This window comes from Radiobacillus kanasensis (genome assembly GCF_021049245.1).
Lineage (GTDB): Bacteria > Bacillota > Bacilli > Bacillales > Amphibacillaceae > Radiobacillus > Radiobacillus kanasensis.
Genome location: NZ_CP088020.1, coordinates 917169 through 934155, shown reverse-complemented (window position 1 = coordinate 934155; position 16987 = coordinate 917169). Strand labels below are relative to the sequence as shown.

Here is a 16987-nt window from a genome sequence, read left to right as displayed (position 1 = left end):
GTAGTATAGGTATAAAGGAGTGATACGACATGGAAACAGCATTTCAACCGAAATCTAAAAAGCGCGGTACATGGGGCATATTACTAGCGATTGGGTTGTTTATCCTTTCCAAATTAAAATGGGTATTAGGTCTGCTCAAGCTAGGAAAATTTGCAACACTTGCCTCCATGTTTGTTTCACTTTGGGCGTATGCTCAACTTTATGGATGGAAATTTGCTAGTGCGATCATTTACTTAATATTTGTCCATGAAATGGGCCATTTAATCGCTGCAAAAATAAAAAAAATTCCTACGAGTCCTGCTATTTTTATTCCGTTTATGGGAGCAGCTATTGGAATAGACCCGAAAAAAATTAAAAATGCAGAAACAGAATTTTTCGTTGCTTATGGAGGACCTTTAGCTGGTCTATTATCTATTGTTCCGGCAGTCACTCTGTATTATTTCACGCAAGATCCATACTGGGTACTCGTTATGCAGCTCGGTGCACTAATAAACCTGTTCAATCTTATTCCCGTTTCCCCACTAGATGGTGGACGAATTGTTAGTGTTCTATCGACTAAGGTCTGGTTCATTGGCTTACTCATATTGATTCCCTTTATGTTTCTATCACCAGATCCGATCCTTATGATCATTCTGATTTTTGGTATTATCACCTGGATTGATCGAATAAGAGAGCCGATTAAAGTGGAAACGATGAAATATGAAAAAACAGTATTAAATAACATCAATGAATTACTAGGCACCTACCCAAAAGGAACGGAGATAGGAATGGATCAGGAAATTTTCGCAGATGAATTCGAATACAAATTAAATGAATACGCGCGCATCCGAACCATTCTTCAAGAGCGAAAGAAAGAAGTTGACCATTTTTTGATTCAAGACCCTATGGTTCGTGGGTTATTCATAAGACCAAAGAATAAACCTACCGTAAAAAAGATGGAAGCCGAACTGAAAATATTAAAGCCTATTTTAAATAATGAAATGGTGAGTACAATTGGTTCAGAAAGATCGGCAGATGAGATCATTTCCCTCGTGTTAAATCAAAATAATAAAAAGATAGAAGAAGTTGATCAGGAAATCAGCCGAGTAAAGACTTATTATGTCTCCTCCCTTTCGACCAAAATACGTTCCTTACTTCTTTACTTAGCTCTTGCCCTGCTATTGGCGGTAATCCTTGTCTTCTCGATGGAAACGTTAGAAGCAAGCAATATTTTAATGGACTCAACTTCTTTTGAAAATTAGCCTCTTCCTTTAGAAGAGGTTTTTATTTTAGTCATCAGCATATGCTAGATAAAGACACTCTTTACAAACACTTGTTAATAATTTAAACTTTTGTTTATAAGGGTGGAGGGAGGCTAGACATGAACAAAGAACAACAAATTCTAAGTTACATTAAGCATAACCCGTATATATCTCAGCAAGAGCTTGCCAACCTAGTCGGCTTATCTCGACCAGCTGTTGCCAATTATATTAAGAGCTTGACCAATCAAGGAGAAATTAAAGGTCGAGCCTATATTTTAAATGACAAAACATACATCACTTGTATCGGTGGGGCCAACATCGATCGAAAAGCAATGGCAATGGAAAAAGTGAGCCTATACTCTTCCAACCCCGTTTCCACTTCTGAATCATTTGGTGGAGTTGCACGAAACATAGCGGAAAACGTGAGTCGGCTCGGTATTTCAACACGGATTCTAACGACCGTTGGGGACGATAAAGAAGGACAAGCCGTCTTAGAAAAATGCCAACAAGACGGCATCGATGTAAGCCACGTATGGCTCCTCCCTTCTCAGCGAACGGGGACCTATACAGCGCTTATCGACACCAACGGAGAAATGGTCGTTTCTTTAGCCGACATGAGTATCTATGATCAACTTACGCCAGCTATGCTTGAGGAACGGTGGGGTCATATCGCATACTCTCAGGTCATTATGGTCGATACCAATATTTCAACTGAATGTTTAGCTTACTTGATGGAACGTTGCCAAGCAGCGGATATCCCTCTTTATATGGATCCCGTTTCCGTTGCGAAAACGAAAAAACTACCCAAACGCTTAGATGGGGTAGCGTTAATTCTACCTAATCAGGATGAAGCAGAGTTGCTGGCAGGCATTTCGATTACTTCCATTCAAGGTGCTAAAGCCGCCTGTCAGCGTATTTTGGAACGTGGCGTACAACAAGTGGTCATCACAATGGGAGCAGAAGGCGTGGTTTACGCTTCCTCAGATCAATCTGGCCATATCCCAGCTATTTCAACCGAAGTTGTCGATGTCACAGGTGCTGGTGATGCCTTTGCCGCAAGTGTGACTTACGGATTATTAGCCGGACACAGTCTTGAAAAAGCTTGTCAAATCGGAGTTGCAGCCGCTTCCTTGACGTTGCAAACCGAAGCTTCTGTTGCTCCACAATTAAATCAAGAATACCTAGAAAACCTATTAAAGGAGTCCTAATCATGCAAAATTACTTATCATATTCTCAAGAAGTCCAAGAAGCTATGGATCAAAACAAACCGATCGTAGCTCTGGAAACAACGATCATTTCACACGGGATGCCTTACCCTCAAAACGTTGAAATGGCGAAAATCGTAGAGCAAATCATCCGTAATCAAGGAGCAGTACCAGCAACGATTGGGTTAATGAATGGAAAAATTAAAATCGGTCTTTCCGAGGAAGAACTTTTGGAATTCGCTACCAACCAATCAGTTGAAAAAGTAAGTCGTCGTGATTTCCCATATATCTTAGCAACTGGAAAAATCGGTGCGACTACCGTTGCCGCTACGATGATTGCCGCACAGCTTGCTGGGATTAAAGTATTTGCAACAGGCGGAATCGGTGGCGTTCACCGTGGTGGGGAGCTTTCCATGGACGTATCTGCAGACTTAACCGAGCTTTCCCAAACGAATGTCGCCGTTGTCTGCGCGGGTGCAAAATCCATCTTAGATGTTGGCCGTACATTAGAGTACTTGGAAACAGAAGGGGTACCAGTGGTTGGTTACAAATCCGAAACCTTTCCGACCTTTTACACACGAGAAAGTGATTATAAAGTAGACTTCCAACTTGATTCCCCGGAAGAAGTAGCACGATTATTGGATACAAAATGGAAACTGGACCTAAATGGTGGAGCCATTATCGCCAACCCGGTACCGGAAGAAGCTGCGATGAATTACGACGAAATGGAAGCACTAATTGCCAAGGTAATCGAAGATGCTAATGAACAAGGCATCACAGGAAAAAATGTCACTCCATTCGTTCTCGACCAAGTAAAACAACGCACAGAAGGTCGAAGCTTAGAAACCAATATCGCATTGGTGAAGCATAATGCAGAGGTTGCAGGGCAAATTGCCGTAGCATTGCAAAATATTTAGTGAAAAACTCTGATGGAGCTCCTCTCATCAGAGTTTTTATCCTAAAGACTTTATAATTTCGAAAACTTTCAACTATCCCAGATGGGTATCTATCAGTACCACATAACTCGCATACGAATACCATTAGTAAAGAAGGAGGTATTCGTATGCAGATAAAAAAAGCATCTCCATCAGAGATTCATGTTGTAAGACAAATGGGAAAACAAATTGTTTCCGAGCTCTCCGCTGGATACGTGGAACAAGCGAAACATTTACAATCAGATCAGTTTGTAGAAAATAGCATGTATTTGGTGTTAATAGACCAAGGTAAGATTGTTGGTTGGATTATTTTCGGAGATGTATTCGATATCTATACCGAAAAAATGAAAGGGATGATTTCCGAAGTGTATGTCTTCCCTTCCTATCGAAAGCTAGGATGGGGCAAGCGCCTGGTGGAGCAAGCACTTCTAATATGTAAACAACGTAGTCTTGGGGATGTTCAATTAAACGTGTTTGCTGGAAATGGAGCAAAGAAACTATATGAAAGTATGGGATTTAAAGATGTATCCACGATAATGGAAAAGAAACTATAAACAGCCACCCCCTTTAGGAATGGCTGTTTTTCTGTTTGTCTGCTACTACTTTCCTGGCGGGCAATCCTCACCGATAGGGTAGTTGTTCCCAACAATAACAAGAAGAACGAATATTACAACTAATAGAATGAAACCATTGTTGCCACCAGTGAACGCTCCAGCAACAGGTTTACATCCCTTACCATAGCCATAGCCGCCATATCCATAACCGTATCCCATACTTTCACCCCCTCCGCTCTTTATCACAACATATGTAAAGAATACAAATGTGGGAGGGCCATTAACTAATTCGTTCAAAAAATTAACGGATGTTGTTATTTGGAAATTGGATGCGATTATCCATGTCTGTTATTGAAACCCCAAAACTAACTCTTTTTTTCTTCTAAGCATTCTTCCTCTTGCAATTCTTTTAACGTTTTTTGCCTAAGGACAATTACCGTGTAAAACATAGCTCCAGCTATCAGCATGATTCTAATCAGCATATAATTAATAAAAAATACGGATATCGAAATGGAAGCCCATATAAAAGCAATACTTATAATTTTTGCTTTCATTGGTATGCCTTGTCCCTTACGGAAGCTCGTAATATATATATTTAATTGCTTTTGATTCATTAGCCAATCGTATAATTTTTCAGAGCTTCTTAGGTAACAAAAAGCAGCCAACAGTAAAAACGGAGTGGTCGGCAGCAGCGGGAGAAAAATCCCCATAATACCTAACCCTACTGAAATAGATCCAACACCGATTAAAAAGGACTTTTTAATGACTTGTATCAACATTCCCACCAACTTTTACTAAATTCCCCTAGTTACCATGTTTATACCTCATTGATGTCATTATACCTTATAACGACAGAATAACATGAAATTGTCTTCATTATAGAGATATGCTACCAGACCTTCTATGAGAAATATCACATCACTTGGTTAGCAAAAACAGCCATTATCTTAATGCCACTCCAATTACTTGTGAAAAGTGGAATCGGTTTACAAGGAATATCTCCTTCACATTAGAGAACATTAATACCGATCAAAACTTTGCTTGAAGGAGGAATGAACATGGGCAGAGACCGTCAAGAAAAGAAGCTTCGAAAAGAAGGAAAAGTCGAAGCAGATCGTGATCAATCGTTGCATTATGGTGGAGCTACGAAATTAACAAAGAACCGAGTAGAGGGATCGAACAAACGGCATTAAGATGAGAAGGAAACAGACCCCAAGTAGGCAGGTCTGTTTCCTTTTTTATTAAAATCCATTGACATCAAATCCATTGCCCCCTATACTTAGTCGAGTATATGGATAATCCGTTACGAGACGGAGAGGTTCTTAGCAAAAACCCTCTATAAAAAACTAAGGACATATGAGTGATTTTACAGTCATGTCCCTTGGGGCATGGCTCTTTTATTTTTATAAGGAGGTTTTCATTATGGCAGGAAGAAAAGATGAAGATTTAACAGAACTAACTCTACTCGGAAACCAAGCAACGACGTATGCTTTTGATTATACACCAGAAGTCTTGGAGACCTTTGATAACAAACACGTGAACCGCGATTATTTTGTAAAATTTAATTGCCCAGAGTTTACAACTCTTTGTCCTAAAACTGGACAACCGGATTTTGGCACCGTATATATTAGCTACATTCCGGATGAAAAGATGGTGGAAAGCAAATCGCTAAAGCTTTATCTGTTTAGCTTCCGCAACCACGGGGACTTTCACGAGGATAGCATGAACATCATCATGAATGATTTGATTAATCTCATGGATCCACGTTACATCGAGGTGTGGGGGAAATTCACACCAAGAGGCGGAATTTCCATCGATCCGTATTGTAATTACGGAAAGCCAGAAACGAAGTTTGAGCAAATGGCAGAACATCGTATGATGAATCACGATATGTACCCAGAAAAAATAGATAATCGCTAATGAGGGTTAGCTAGTTCCTTTCTTAAAAAGAAGGGATGATTTAAAATGTTGGTTTATTTGAACGCACTTTTTGTAGGTTTATTAGTATTGTCTAATATCTTAGGTGTAAAATTATTTAGTATCGGTAACATTATGCTTCCCGCAGCTGTAATTGTGTACGTCGTTACGTATCTCATTACAGACGTTATTGGAGAGATTTATGGAAAAAAGGCGGCACAGCAAACGGTGAATGCCGGCTTCTTTACGCAAGTTATTGGGCTTATTTTTATCTACCTAGCCATTCAGCTTCCATCCGCACCTGTTTTTGATCAGCAACAAGCATTCTCCACGGTTCTAGGTGGAAGCTTTCGTGTGATGGTGGCAAGTCTTGTTGCTTATTTATTAAGTCAAAATTTGGACCTGTTGATTTTCCATCGTTTGAAAGAAAAACATGGGGAGAAAAAGCTTTGGCTACGGAATAATGCATCCACTGCGTTCAGTCAATTAATTGATACGACTGCTTTTATTACGATTGCTTTTTACAGTACAGTTCCGAATTCTGTATTAGTAGGGATGATTATGAGTCAATATGCAGTAAAATTGGTCATCGCTTTAGTAGACACGCCTATTGCTTATTTGCTAGTCCGTATAGCAAAAAAAGAAAAACAAAGCAGCAATTTGATTACAAATTAACTGTAAGCATCCAGAAATGGGTGCTTTTTTGTTCTGTGACACCGGGCTGTTTACTGGAGGTGCTTCGGTATCCCCTCTTTATGCCCTTTATTCGCCACCTCTGAGAAAACATTCTCCTTACTATCTGATTGCTTTAGCTGGTGATTTATTGGGTTCATTTGCTGAGATAAGTTGGTTAACTTAGAACCTCTGGGGACTATATTTTCTAAAATTTGTTTAAGTTGTTCCACGTCCCGTGTTAACTTATCAAGATCTTTTTTTGTAACTGGCTGGGATTCCTGCTTCAAGATAAAGCCTAATTGTCCATTTGGTTCCAACGTTGCATATTGAATATCACTAATCTTGGTTACATTTTTCTGTCTCAGATTCATTTCAAGCTGATCAACTGTCATTCGAGCTTTTGCAATATTCTTTTCAATCACCTGACCCTTTTCTATTAACATGGTTGATTTACCTGTAATAAGATTCTCTAATCGATCTGATTTCAATTGGCCATACTCCATCAAAATTAAAGTTATTACGAGTAATCCTCCAACTACAAAGGACACCAATACACTTCTTTCTGCAATAGGTGAAATAAGCAAATTCCCAATAGAAATCATTATTACAGTTTCAGCTAAAGTCATCTGAGAAATAGTTTTCCTTCCTGCAATTCTTAGGAGGAAAGTTCCTACTAATACGATAAGAACTGATTTCCATATTAAGTTTATATCCATGTTATAAGACTCCTTCCATTGACCTTGCGATAAATAGTCTATCCAAGTGAGTGCAAATGAAATGACCTCATCCATTCCAATTTTTCTCACAAATAATTCCGTTTCTTCCGTTTATGATAAACGTGAGAATTAATATTAGGAGGTATTCCAATTGACTGTCGGATCACAAGTAAAAACGGCAATGGCTAACCTAAGAAGTGCACAAGCCAGCTTTGAAACTTTTGCGCTTCAAACAAAAGATGAAGCAGCTAAACAGGCGTATGCGGCCGCAGCTAAACAAGCAAAACAAATTGAGGAATCCTTAGAACCAAGAGTTCAACAAATCGAGGAAGAAGAGCCAGAATTTAAGGGATATTAAGAATCTTTTCAAGAAACATCCTTTCCAAGGTGGGAAGGATGTTTTTCATATTAGTAAAAATAGATATCTTTATACAAAGTACGAATAACGGCAGTTTCCACTTTAACTTGTTTCTTATCTTCCACACTAATTGACGCCAATAATTTTTCCATTTCTTTCTGTATCCCTTTATAGTTGTTCTCGTCCCCTAAGAGCTGATACTTCCATTTTTCATTTTGATAGATATCCCTTAATTGATAAGCTTCTTCTGATGCTTTGTCCCACTCTTCCGAGTCAACTAGGCCTTCTATCTGAATTAATGAGCTTTTAAAACGATTATCATCCTCCTGTAAAGTCCAACCACCAAGAATGCAAATGGAAATTAATCCAGCAAGTAAGACTTTTTTGGATCTTAGCATACCTTCACAACCTTCCGTGAAATTTTTTATAACATGTATCCTTCTGATTACTCTGTCCAATAATGGTAAAGATTACTTATCTTTTTTAATGGAGGCTTTTGCCATGCCGGAATATGTCTTAATATTTATTCGTTCTATCATTTCGTTTGTTGTCATTTTAATTATTGCCCGCATTATGGGAAAGAAACAAATTAGTCAATTAACCTTCTTTGATTATGTCGTTGGGATAACCATTGGTAGCTTGGCTTCCGCAACCGCAATAAATCAAAGCATAAAAATAATGAATGGAATTGTTGCCCTACTTGTTTTCGGATTCATTCCTGTTTTGCTTGGTTACATATCCATGAAATCCTATAAATTTCGGATGCTTGTCGAAGGCTATCCAACCGTTTTAGTCGAAAATGGACAAATACTAGAAGAAAACCTGCTTAAGGTAAAAATGACCATGGATGATTTAATGCTCTTTTTGAGAGAAAAAAACGCGTTTAAGCTATCGGATGTTGAACTGGCCATTTTAGAGACAAATGGGCAGATGAGTGTTATGAAAAAAACAGATGCTCAGGCACTTAAGCCAAAAGACATTGGGCTCACTCTTGTCAACGAGCATAGACCTCAGATTGTCATTATGGATGGCAATGTGATGGAGAAAGACCTTAAACGGTATGGATATACCAAGGAATGGCTATTAGGAGAAATCATGAAAAAAGGGGCAAGAGATTTTTCTGATGTATTTGTAGCACAAATTGACTCAGAAGGTAATGTTTTTGTAGACTTGTATCACGAAAAATTGAAATTACCGGAAATTAAACAAAAGCCTCTACTTGCTGCACAGTTAAAAAAGCTCCACGCTGATTTGGAAAATTTTGCGTTACAAACAGACGATCCAAAGGCAAAAGAAACCTATGGGAAAGAAGCGGAATCCTTAAAAAAACTGATGGAGAATGTGGACCCTTTTCTGAAGGAATAACTTATAACCATCGCAGTAAAAACTACTGCTATCAATGCCCTAATCCCGGTTATCATAAAATATAGTAAAAAGCCCGAGTAGTTGCTACTCGGGCTTAGTTGTTGTTATGAAAATTAATACATTTCCGAAACAGTTTTCGGGTTCATGTAAAGGATTAGATAATCTGGACCACCCGCTTTGGAGTCTGTACCAGACATTTTGAATCCACCGAATGGGTGATATCCAACAATTGCTCCTGTACAGTTACGGTTGAAGTATAGGTTTCCTACGTGGAAGCCATATTTCGCTTTTTCGATGTGGTCACGGTTTTTCGTGATGACAGCACCAGTTAATCCGTATTCTGTATTGTTCGCAATTTCTAACGCTTCATCGAAATCTTTGGCTTTAGAGAATGCAAGAACTGGTCCGAAGATTTCTTCTTGCATGATTCGTGCTTTCGGATCAACATCAGCGAAGATTGTAGGATCCACGAACCAGCCTTTAGAATCATCATAGCTACCACCAGCAACGAGTTTACCTTCTTCTTTTCCAATTTCAATGTAGCTAGTAATTTTATCGAATGCCTTTTGGTTTACAACAGGTCCCATGTACATGCCATATTCCGCAGGGTTCCCTACAGAAAGCTCTTTCGCCATTTCCACGACTCTGTTCAACACTTGGTCATACACTTTCTCATGTACAACGGCACGAGAGCCAGCAGAACATTTTTGACCAGAAAAACCAAACGCAGATACAAGGATAGATTCCGCAGCTAATTCTAGATCAGCATCTTCATCGACAACTACTGTATCTTTACCGCCCATTTCTGCGATCACTTTTTTCAAGTGTTTTTGTCCTTCTTGAACGACAGATGCACGGTTGTAAAGACGAGTACCAGTCGCACGAGACCCTGTGAATGTAACAATCGCTGTTTTCGGGTGATCTACCATGTAGTCCCCGATTTCAGCTGGGTCCCCTGTAATGAAGTTTGCTACTCCATTTGGAAGACCTGCTTCTTCCAATACTTCGAAAAATTTGTAAGCAATAATTGGAGTTGGCTCAGCTGGCTTCAATAGAACGGTGTTTCCTGCAACTAATGGAGCAACTGTTGTACCAACCATGATCGCAAATGCGAAGTTCCATGGTGGAATAACCACTGTTATACCAGCCGGTGTATAGATGTAACGGTTATGTTCATTTTCACGGCTGTTTAATGGTTTTCCGTCTTTTAACTCAATCATTTGACGAGCATAGTATTCTAGGAAGTCAATACCTTCTGCGATATCCGCATCCGCTTCCTTCCATGGCTTACCTGCTTCTTTAATTAGAAGGGCAGAAAATTCGGCTTTACGACGACGAATGATTGCTGCAGCACGTACTAAAATGTTCGCGCGTTGTTCTGGATCTACCAGTGCCCAAGCTGTAGATGCTTGCTCAGCAGCAGTGAACGCTTTTTCTACATGATCGGTCGTTGCTTTAGACGCATACCCGATCACTTCCGCTTTATTTGCTGGGTTTACCGAATCAAATTTATCATTTGTTTCGATTCTTTCCCCGTTAATGATAAGTGGATAGTTCTTGCCTAGTTCTTTCTCCACGTTTTTGAGCGCTGCTTCCAGCTCTTCTCGGTTTTTGTCCACAGTGAAATCTAAAAACGGCTCATGCTTGTAAGTAGGTAACATATGTAATCCTCCAATTCTTTGTAGTTATTTATTCCATACCCTAAACCTAGCATATTAAATCAAAAAGATAAAATGATATCTATGCGCATTTTCTCACAATGTAAGGGCTTACTATTATTGTCGTAGAAAAACCCTATTTTTTAATAGAAGTGAGGCCTACAAATTTTACTTGTTCAGCATTGAAATCATTGTTTTCTCCCACTTCTTCCATGAGAGAACACTTTTAGCTAATAAAGTAGATTTGATTCCCTTGCCAATCGGGTAACGTAATTTTGGCATGTCCTTTTGGCTAGCCAACTGTGTAATAAGTTTCGCTACTTCACTTGGATCGCCATGGTTCGGTTGGCTCTTTTCTAGTACGGAAAGGATTTTTTTCAATGGCTTGTGGTAATCAGAATTCTCATCATAGTCTCCAGCAATCTCCATTCCGGATGACCAGATGTTTGTTTTATAAGAGCCTGGCTCGACTAAAGCGACTTGAACACCAAATGGAGCCATCTCCAGGCGAAGACTTTCCGAAAATCCTTCAAGAGCAAACTTCGATGACACATATGGCGAAAGGCCAGGGAAGCCCGTTCTCCCGCTTATACTACTAACTTGAATAATCTTTCCCGCTCGTTGCTCTCGCATTTTTGGGAGGACCGCTTGGGTAACTCCCATGACACCAAATACATTCGTTTCAAATTGGCGACGATAATTATCTACCGTGATTTTTTCTGCAAATCCACCCATGCCGAAGCCCGCGTTGTTGACGAGAACATCAACTCTTTCTAGTATTGCTACTTTTTGTTTCAATGATTCGATGGAGGCTTCATTTGTAACATCAAGTTGGTGCACCTCGATATTGGATAGAATCTGTTCGTCGTTCGTTATCGTTTGAAAAACATTTGATTTCTCCGGGTTACGCATGGTTGCAATGACATGAATTCCTTGCTTGGCCAACTCTATAGTAGTTAGTAAGCCAAAACCACTAGATGAACCAGTTATAATGGCCGTTTTTTTAGGCATTTGTCCCCTCTCCTTTCGATATGAGTCAATAACTACAGACTTATTCCCCCATTATTCCGTGGAAGAAGAAATCGATTAATTTTTCTTCGGTTATTGTGAAGGTAGATTCTTTTTCAGTATGTATTCGGTTCAGCTCTCTTTGATACATATTAAAATAAAACATAATATCCATTTCCGTTAAATCACGTGAAATATAGCCTTTATCGAATCCTTTTCGAATAAGATTCAATAGAAAAGGAACTAACTTAGCATCCTGATAAGCTTGAACCTTCCGCTGAATCAACTCCCTATTTGCCGCTTGCCCCATATATGCATATAACTCTTTCACGAAAGATTGCTCTTCAAACATAATTCCACTCACTAATGCAGGGTAGCTTTGCTCTCTTTCCAAATAAATTTGGTAATCATCAAGCTTATCGTCCATTAATCTTTCTATTGCTGCAAATAGAAGTTCATCTTTACTCCCAAAATAATTATAAATGGTAACCTGAGAAACTCCAGCTTCATCCGCTAACTGTTTAATTGTTACTAATTTATAGCTTTGAATTCTTAATTTTTCTGTCGCAACACCGATGATAACTGCTTTCTTTTGCTCTGTTCTTCTTGTATATCCATCCATGCTTGTCCCTCCAGCCGTACAAAAGTTTTGTAATGTCATTTTACCATATTTCAAAAAAGATTGATGTTCCATCTTGCTTCTGTTTATAATGATTACGGAATTTTTGAAATATGTTTTAATCAAATTTCAAATTAGGAGGGAAATCATGAATTTGTTATACAATAATCAAAATCATAGTCTTTATCCCCGGATTACACTAATTGGTTTAGAAACATTAATTGTCTGTGCTTCTGGCTGGTTGCTACTCTTCAATGGCGTAGAAATACATAACGATTGGTTTGACTTGGGGTTGTCATCTGGGAACCTTCAACGGAATGTTTTATTGTTCGTACTCATTCTTGTGGTATTTCGCTTTTTATAATGTCTCACTCTTGGACAAACACCTTGAAGCTAAGTACGGAAAAGAATTTTCAAAGTACAAAAAGAAAACGAAGAAGCATATTCCTTTTATCTATTGAATAAGTCGTTCGACACAGAATAACAATAATCAGGTGCTGTCACCAACCGAAACAATTTAGTAGCCATTTCTCTGCCGTATCCCTTATAATCCTTCCATACATGAGCAACCGAATCTCATTATAAAGGGGATTATCATTTGATACAGGTATATAGTGATGTCATTCAATTTAGAGGAAATCATTATGATTATGGATATATGCAAGGTGAGTTATTAAAAGATTCTCCAATCTTACCTAATCGAAATAAGCAGTGGGCTTCTCGAAGAAAGCGACATTTTGTGGTCAACGAGGAAAAAGCAATTGAGCTTCTGACTAAGTTTATCCCAGGAATTATGGATGAATTGCAAGGGCTGGCAGATGCACTTGATTGGGAGTTAGACGACGCGTTAAAAGAATTCGGAGGCTACTACGTGGAGTACGGTCGCAGTGGTTGTTCGATTCTAACTGGATCTTCCTTTTTCATTCGAAATTACGATAGTCGCCCTGATTCCTATGAAGGGCGTTATGTTCTCTATCAGCCAACAGACAGTGGATATGCGACGATAGGTCCATCGATGCAAATTACCGGACGAATTGATGGGATGAATGAAAAAGGACTGACGATGGGTTATAACTTTATCAATCGGATTAAATCAGATGACGGATTTGTCTGTAACATGATTGGCCGGATGATTTTGGAAACCTGTGCCAATGTGGATGAAGCGATTCAGCTGCTTAAAGAAATTCCACATCGTACATCATTCAGCTATGCTTTATTAGATCCTAGTGGAAAAAGTGTTATAGTGGAGGCTTCACCAAGATCAGTCGTAGCAAGAGAAGCCAATATTAGCACCAATCATTTTGAAATGTTAACAGAAGAAAACCGTTACCGTATGGACGATTCCATCCGAAGGCAAACCCTTTTAAAGAGTCATGGAGATGGGGATGTATATAAAGCTTTTCAAATGTTGAATAATGCGGACAAAGAAGTTTTTTCTAAGAAATACGGGGCTTGGTCTGGCACCTTGCATACCGCTGCCTATGTCCCAAAAGAAAGGAAAGCATGGTTTGCGATTGGCGCGGACCGAATGCCGGTTATTTTGGACTTCAACCGCTTTTTAGATGGGGAAAAGATGAACGTGAAGAAGATCAAAGGGGAATTGGATTATCATACGCCGTTTATTAATATGGAACTTCTATAAACCAGGCAACCTCCAAGCTCAAGGGGGTTGCCTGGTTTTATATTGGAGAAATATCAAGTTGGAAATGTAGGATATGGTTCTGTATCCTTCGTTCCTTTCGTCATCCTTTTCAAGTTGGACTTGCTTATGTTTACTTTAAAGACCTCAAATATTACACACACAAATAGTCGAAGCGCTCCGACTTTAGGACAGTATATCCACAGAAGCACGGTCGCTGTGGAACTCTATGGAAAATAATAATCCACTAGAGTCCAGCACAGACAATAACAGGTAGGTTTTTTTGTTCATTTTATCTATTAGCACAATGATTAGATTCAACTAGAATAAGCATTTATGTGCTTCGCTCACACACCTCGCGTTTTATGATTATTCTTCTAATAGATCCTTCAAAACCACTGCTTGGTTATGCAACTTGTCTTTCGCCCCATATACTAAAGTAACCGTACTGTATTGTTTAATAAGCTCTTTAAGATCATCAAACTGTCGTTGCTGCCCACTTTTTTGAAGCTCCTCTTTATACCTCTTTTTAAATTCTGGAAATTTCTCTGATTCGTGGTTAAACCATTTCCTCAATTCCGTGGAGGGAGCAATGTCCTTAAACCAAAAATCAATCCGAAGCCTCTCTTTTGAAACACCCCTAGGCCAAACGCGGTCCACTAGAACTCGTACCCCGTCAACTTCTTCAGCTTCTTCGTACGCTCTCTTTATATAAACATTCATATCGGGACCACCTTTCTATTAATCTGCATCCTTGTAGTGATAGTAGCACAACTAGTCCAATTTAAACCTTTTTTCTTCACCTTTCCTAAGGAACCCTTTAAAAAATCCGTTTGATATTTCCTTCTATTGGTTGTATTTTTGACTTAACTAAGGAAATGGGAGAAAACATGATGACGAACATTTTAATTGTAGATGACGATGTGAATATACTGAAGCTTGTAGATATACACCTAACCGAAGAAGGTTTTACAGTTTTATCAGCAAAGGACGGAACCGAAGCTCTATCTATGCTTAAAAAGGTAACCTGTGATGTTGCAGTAGTGGATGTTATGATGCCATTTATGGACGGCTTCTCATTAACAAAAGAAATTCGAAAAACATATGATATTCCTGTCATCCTATTAACTGCCAAGAACCAAATAGAAGACAAAGAGAAAGGATTTCAATCCGGGACCGATGATTATCTTGTAAAACCATTTGAACCGAAAGAATTAATCTTTCGAATTAAAGCTTTATTGCGACGCTACGATAAGCATGCGGAAGAAATGATTATTCGTTTAGGAAGAACAACCATTAATAAAAATAACTATGAAGTTCAGATCGGAAACCGAACACTCCTTTTACCTTTAAAGGAATTTGAACTCCTTTATTTCTTAACCTCTAACCCCATGCAGGTCTTTTCTCGCGAACACTTGATTGACCAGATTTGGGGAATGGATTATGAGGGGGATGAACGAACAGTTGATGTTCATATAAAGAGACTAAGAGAGCGTTTTTCTGAGTGGACCGATGATTTTCAAATAAAAACCGTGCGAGGAGTCGGTTATTTATTGGAGGCTAAACGATGAGGTCCCTCTATGTGAAATTTGTTGTCGTAACAGTAGGCATAATGATTGTAAGCGGAATTCTAGCTTTTCTCATATCAAATATGTATTATCAGCACAAATTGAAACCGTTAAATGATCAAAAAAACACTACTATTGCGCTAGAAATCGCAACATTTGCCAATGAGCATCCAACCATTAATCTTAAGGAATACTTAGATCACCTTTCTGAAGTTGGGTATCAATTTCTTTTAGTAGATCATACAGGAGAGAAATCTTTTTTTGGCGCCTCATTTAGAGACAAAACGTTATCTAACACAACGAAAGAATATGTGTTAAATGGAAATATCTACCACGGCATTCTTCATTTTCCACAAGGAACTTTTGTAACGGGATTTTTTGCTAATGAATTAAAAAATACAATTGGAGTGCCTTTAACCCATAATGGAAAAAGCTATGCCCTTTTTCTACGACCTGATATAAAACTACTTTTTAATGAAATGCATCTATTATTTGGATGGCTACTTGCACTAACTCTTCTTCTAAGCATCATAATAGTGATTTTTAGCACCAAATATTTAGTTAAGCCGATTACCAAACTAACAAAAGCGACAAAGTCCCTTTCCAGTGGGGATTTCAAGGTAGAACTTGATACTACTCGTCATGATGAGTTAGGAGAACTTTCGAAAAGCTTTCATGGCATGGCAAAAAAACTAGAACAATTAGATGACATGAGGAAAGAGTTCATCTCCAACATTTCTCATGATATCCAATCCCCCCTTTCGAATATACAAGGGTACACAAACCTACTAGAACAGGAATCTACAAGTCCAAAAGAAAGAAGCAACTACATTTCCATAATAAATGGAGAGATTAAAAGGCTTTCTATTTTAACGAAACAATTATTGCTTCTTGCTTCATTAGATCGCAATGAAGATATACTGACAAAAAAACCTTTTCAAATTGGGGAACAATTGAAAGAAATAATACGGAACTATCAGTGGTGGATAAATGAAAAAGACATTATGCTTGGCTACTCTTTACCAGATACAGAAATCATCGGAGATCCTTCTTTACTTCACAACGTTTGGGACAACCTGTTAACAAACGCCATTAAGTATAATAAATCTGGTGGTAGCATTGACATATCTATTGAAGATAGAGATACGTTCGTACTCGTTACTTTTAGGGATACTGGTATAGGAATGAATGCATTAGAATCAGAAAGAATATTTGACCGATTCTATCGGGTGGATACAGCTCGCTCACAAACAATTGAAGGGACAGGACTAGGATTATCCATTGTCTCTAGCATCGTTAGGTTACACGGTGGTCAAATTAAAGTGAATAGTAAGGAAAAGGAAGGAACAACCTTCAGGGTGGAATTACCCAAGATTTAGAATCCGCCATAGTAGGGTCATGTCATATCGAGGAAACTCGGTCATGCATGGCTCTTTTTTTTGTAAACGTTTATTCATACTCCGTTCATATTCAAGGAGTACCTTAAAGGTGTAAGATAATACACCTTTTTAATAGGAACAATTGGAGGA

21 protein-coding genes and 1 riboswitch are annotated in these 16987 nt (G+C 38.7%); of the genes, 13 read left to right on the top strand and 8 right to left on the bottom strand.

The genetic code is table 11. From position 1 onward, the window contains the following. The first annotated feature begins 29 nt into the window (after positions 1 to 29). The 4 genes from KO561_RS20495 (at position 30) to KO561_RS04900 (ending at position 3935) form a co-directional block, all read left to right on the top strand. A complete protein-coding gene (locus tag KO561_RS20495; RefSeq protein ID WP_331000829.1) occupies positions 30 to 1241 on the top strand; it encodes a site-2 protease family protein in 1212 nt (403 codons plus the stop codon). A gap of 119 nt (positions 1242 to 1360) precedes the next feature. Continuing rightward, entirely contained in the window at positions 1361 to 2449 is a 1089-nt protein-coding gene (locus tag KO561_RS04910) for a carbohydrate kinase (RefSeq protein WP_231096022.1), read from the top strand. A 2-nt stretch (positions 2450 to 2451) separates the two neighbouring features. Continuing rightward, positions 2452 to 3363: a pseudouridine-5'-phosphate glycosidase gene (locus tag KO561_RS04905; RefSeq protein ID WP_231096021.1), complete on the top strand. Its 912-nt coding sequence runs from the start codon at positions 2452 to 2454 to the stop codon at positions 3361 to 3363. Positions 3364 to 3509: 146 nt separating this feature from the next. Next, entirely contained in the window at positions 3510 to 3935 is a 426-nt protein-coding gene (locus tag KO561_RS04900) for a GNAT family N-acetyltransferase (RefSeq protein ID WP_231096020.1), read from the top strand. Positions 3936 to 3980: 45 nt separating this feature from the next. Here the strand turns inward: KO561_RS04900 and KO561_RS04895 are convergent, their stop codons facing one another. Together KO561_RS04895 and KO561_RS04890 are read right to left on the bottom strand one after the other, a co-directional pair. Continuing rightward, positions 3981 to 4154 carry a YjcZ family sporulation protein gene (locus tag KO561_RS04895; RefSeq protein ID WP_231096019.1) on the bottom strand — a complete coding sequence of 58 codons (174 nt, stop codon included), beginning with the start codon at positions 4152 to 4154 and terminating at the stop codon, positions 3981 to 3983. A gap of 146 nt (positions 4155 to 4300) precedes the next feature. Then, entirely contained in the window at positions 4301 to 4714 is a 414-nt protein-coding gene (locus KO561_RS04890) for a YbaN family protein (RefSeq protein ID WP_231096018.1), read from the bottom strand. Positions 4715 to 4993: 279 nt separating this feature from the next. Between KO561_RS04890 and KO561_RS04885 the strand changes: the two genes are divergently transcribed. The 3 genes from KO561_RS04885 (at position 4994) to KO561_RS04875 (ending at position 6527) form a co-directional block, all read left to right on the top strand. Beyond that, positions 4994 to 5128, top strand: a complete 135-nt coding sequence (locus tag KO561_RS04885) for a YpzI family protein (RefSeq protein WP_231096017.1) — start codon at positions 4994 to 4996, stop codon at positions 5126 to 5128. Positions 5129 to 5244: 116 nt separating this feature from the next. Continuing rightward, a riboswitch (PreQ1 riboswitch) is annotated at positions 5245 to 5291 on the top strand. Between the two features lie 66 nt (positions 5292 to 5357). After that, positions 5358 to 5855, top strand: coding sequence for a preQ(1) synthase (queF, locus tag KO561_RS04880; protein WP_231096016.1), 498 nt, complete (start codon positions 5358 to 5360; stop codon positions 5853 to 5855). 45 nt (positions 5856 to 5900) lie between these two features. Beyond that, positions 5901 to 6527, top strand: a complete 627-nt coding sequence (locus KO561_RS04875) for a queuosine precursor transporter (RefSeq protein WP_231096015.1) — start codon at positions 5901 to 5903, stop codon at positions 6525 to 6527. A 50-nt stretch (positions 6528 to 6577) separates the two neighbouring features. Here KO561_RS04875 and KO561_RS04870 read toward each other — a convergent pair whose 3' ends face one another. Continuing rightward, positions 6578 to 7243, bottom strand: coding sequence for a DUF421 domain-containing protein (locus KO561_RS04870; protein ID WP_231096014.1), 666 nt, complete (start codon positions 7241 to 7243; stop codon positions 6578 to 6580). A 151-nt stretch (positions 7244 to 7394) separates the two neighbouring features. On the opposite strand from KO561_RS04870, the gene KO561_RS04865 reads away from it, so the two are divergent. After that, complete coding sequence (locus KO561_RS04865) at positions 7395 to 7601, top strand: DUF1657 domain-containing protein (protein ID WP_231096013.1); 207 nt, start codon at positions 7395 to 7397, stop codon at positions 7599 to 7601. 50 nt (positions 7602 to 7651) lie between these two features. Here the strand turns inward: KO561_RS04865 and KO561_RS04860 are convergent, their stop codons facing one another. Further along, a complete protein-coding gene (locus KO561_RS04860) occupies positions 7652 to 7999 on the bottom strand; it encodes a DUF4363 family protein (RefSeq protein ID WP_231096012.1) in 348 nt (115 codons plus the stop codon). A 103-nt stretch (positions 8000 to 8102) separates the two neighbouring features. Between KO561_RS04860 and KO561_RS04855 the strand changes: the two genes are divergently transcribed. Next, positions 8103 to 8966 (top strand): DUF421 domain-containing protein, encoded by an 864-nt coding sequence (locus KO561_RS04855; protein ID WP_231096011.1) that lies wholly within the window; start codon positions 8103 to 8105, stop codon positions 8964 to 8966. Between the two features lie 113 nt (positions 8967 to 9079). Here the strand turns inward: KO561_RS04855 and pruA are convergent, their stop codons facing one another. From pruA to KO561_RS04840, 3 genes are all read right to left on the bottom strand, one after another. Beyond that, a complete protein-coding gene (gene pruA, locus KO561_RS04850; protein WP_231096010.1) occupies positions 9080 to 10627 on the bottom strand; it encodes an L-glutamate gamma-semialdehyde dehydrogenase in 1548 nt (515 codons plus the stop codon). Between the two features lie 165 nt (positions 10628 to 10792). Next, positions 10793 to 11635: an SDR family oxidoreductase gene (locus KO561_RS04845; protein ID WP_231096009.1), complete on the bottom strand. Its 843-nt coding sequence runs from the start codon at positions 11633 to 11635 to the stop codon at positions 10793 to 10795. Positions 11636 to 11675: 40 nt separating this feature from the next. Next, the gene (locus KO561_RS04840; RefSeq protein ID WP_231096008.1) at positions 11676 to 12254 is read right to left on the bottom strand and encodes a TetR/AcrR family transcriptional regulator; all 579 of its coding nucleotides are present in this window, start codon (positions 12252 to 12254) and stop codon (positions 11676 to 11678) included. Positions 12255 to 12399: 145 nt separating this feature from the next. Here KO561_RS04840 and KO561_RS04835 point away from each other — a divergent pair, with 145 nt between their 5' ends. Then, entirely contained in the window at positions 12400 to 12615 is a 216-nt protein-coding gene (locus KO561_RS04835; protein ID WP_231096007.1) for a hypothetical protein, read from the top strand. Between the two features lie 234 nt (positions 12616 to 12849). After that, positions 12850 to 13893, top strand: a complete 1044-nt coding sequence (locus KO561_RS04830; RefSeq protein WP_231096006.1) for a C45 family autoproteolytic acyltransferase/hydrolase — start codon at positions 12850 to 12852, stop codon at positions 13891 to 13893. A 366-nt stretch (positions 13894 to 14259) separates the two neighbouring features. Here the strand turns inward: KO561_RS04830 and KO561_RS04825 are convergent, their stop codons facing one another. After that, a complete protein-coding gene (locus tag KO561_RS04825; RefSeq protein ID WP_231096005.1) occupies positions 14260 to 14613 on the bottom strand; it encodes a DUF488 domain-containing protein in 354 nt (117 codons plus the stop codon). Positions 14614 to 14783: 170 nt separating this feature from the next. On the opposite strand from KO561_RS04825, the gene KO561_RS04820 reads away from it, so the two are divergent. Together KO561_RS04820 and KO561_RS04815 are read left to right on the top strand one after the other, a co-directional pair. Continuing rightward, positions 14784 to 15461: a response regulator transcription factor gene (locus KO561_RS04820; RefSeq protein WP_231096004.1), complete on the top strand. Its 678-nt coding sequence runs from the start codon at positions 14784 to 14786 to the stop codon at positions 15459 to 15461. Further along, complete coding sequence (locus KO561_RS04815) at positions 15458 to 16837, top strand: HAMP domain-containing sensor histidine kinase (RefSeq protein ID WP_231096003.1); 1380 nt, start codon at positions 15458 to 15460, stop codon at positions 16835 to 16837. The genes KO561_RS04820 and KO561_RS04815 overlap by 4 nt, the downstream gene beginning before the upstream one ends. Positions 16838 to 16987 lie beyond the last annotated feature (150 nt).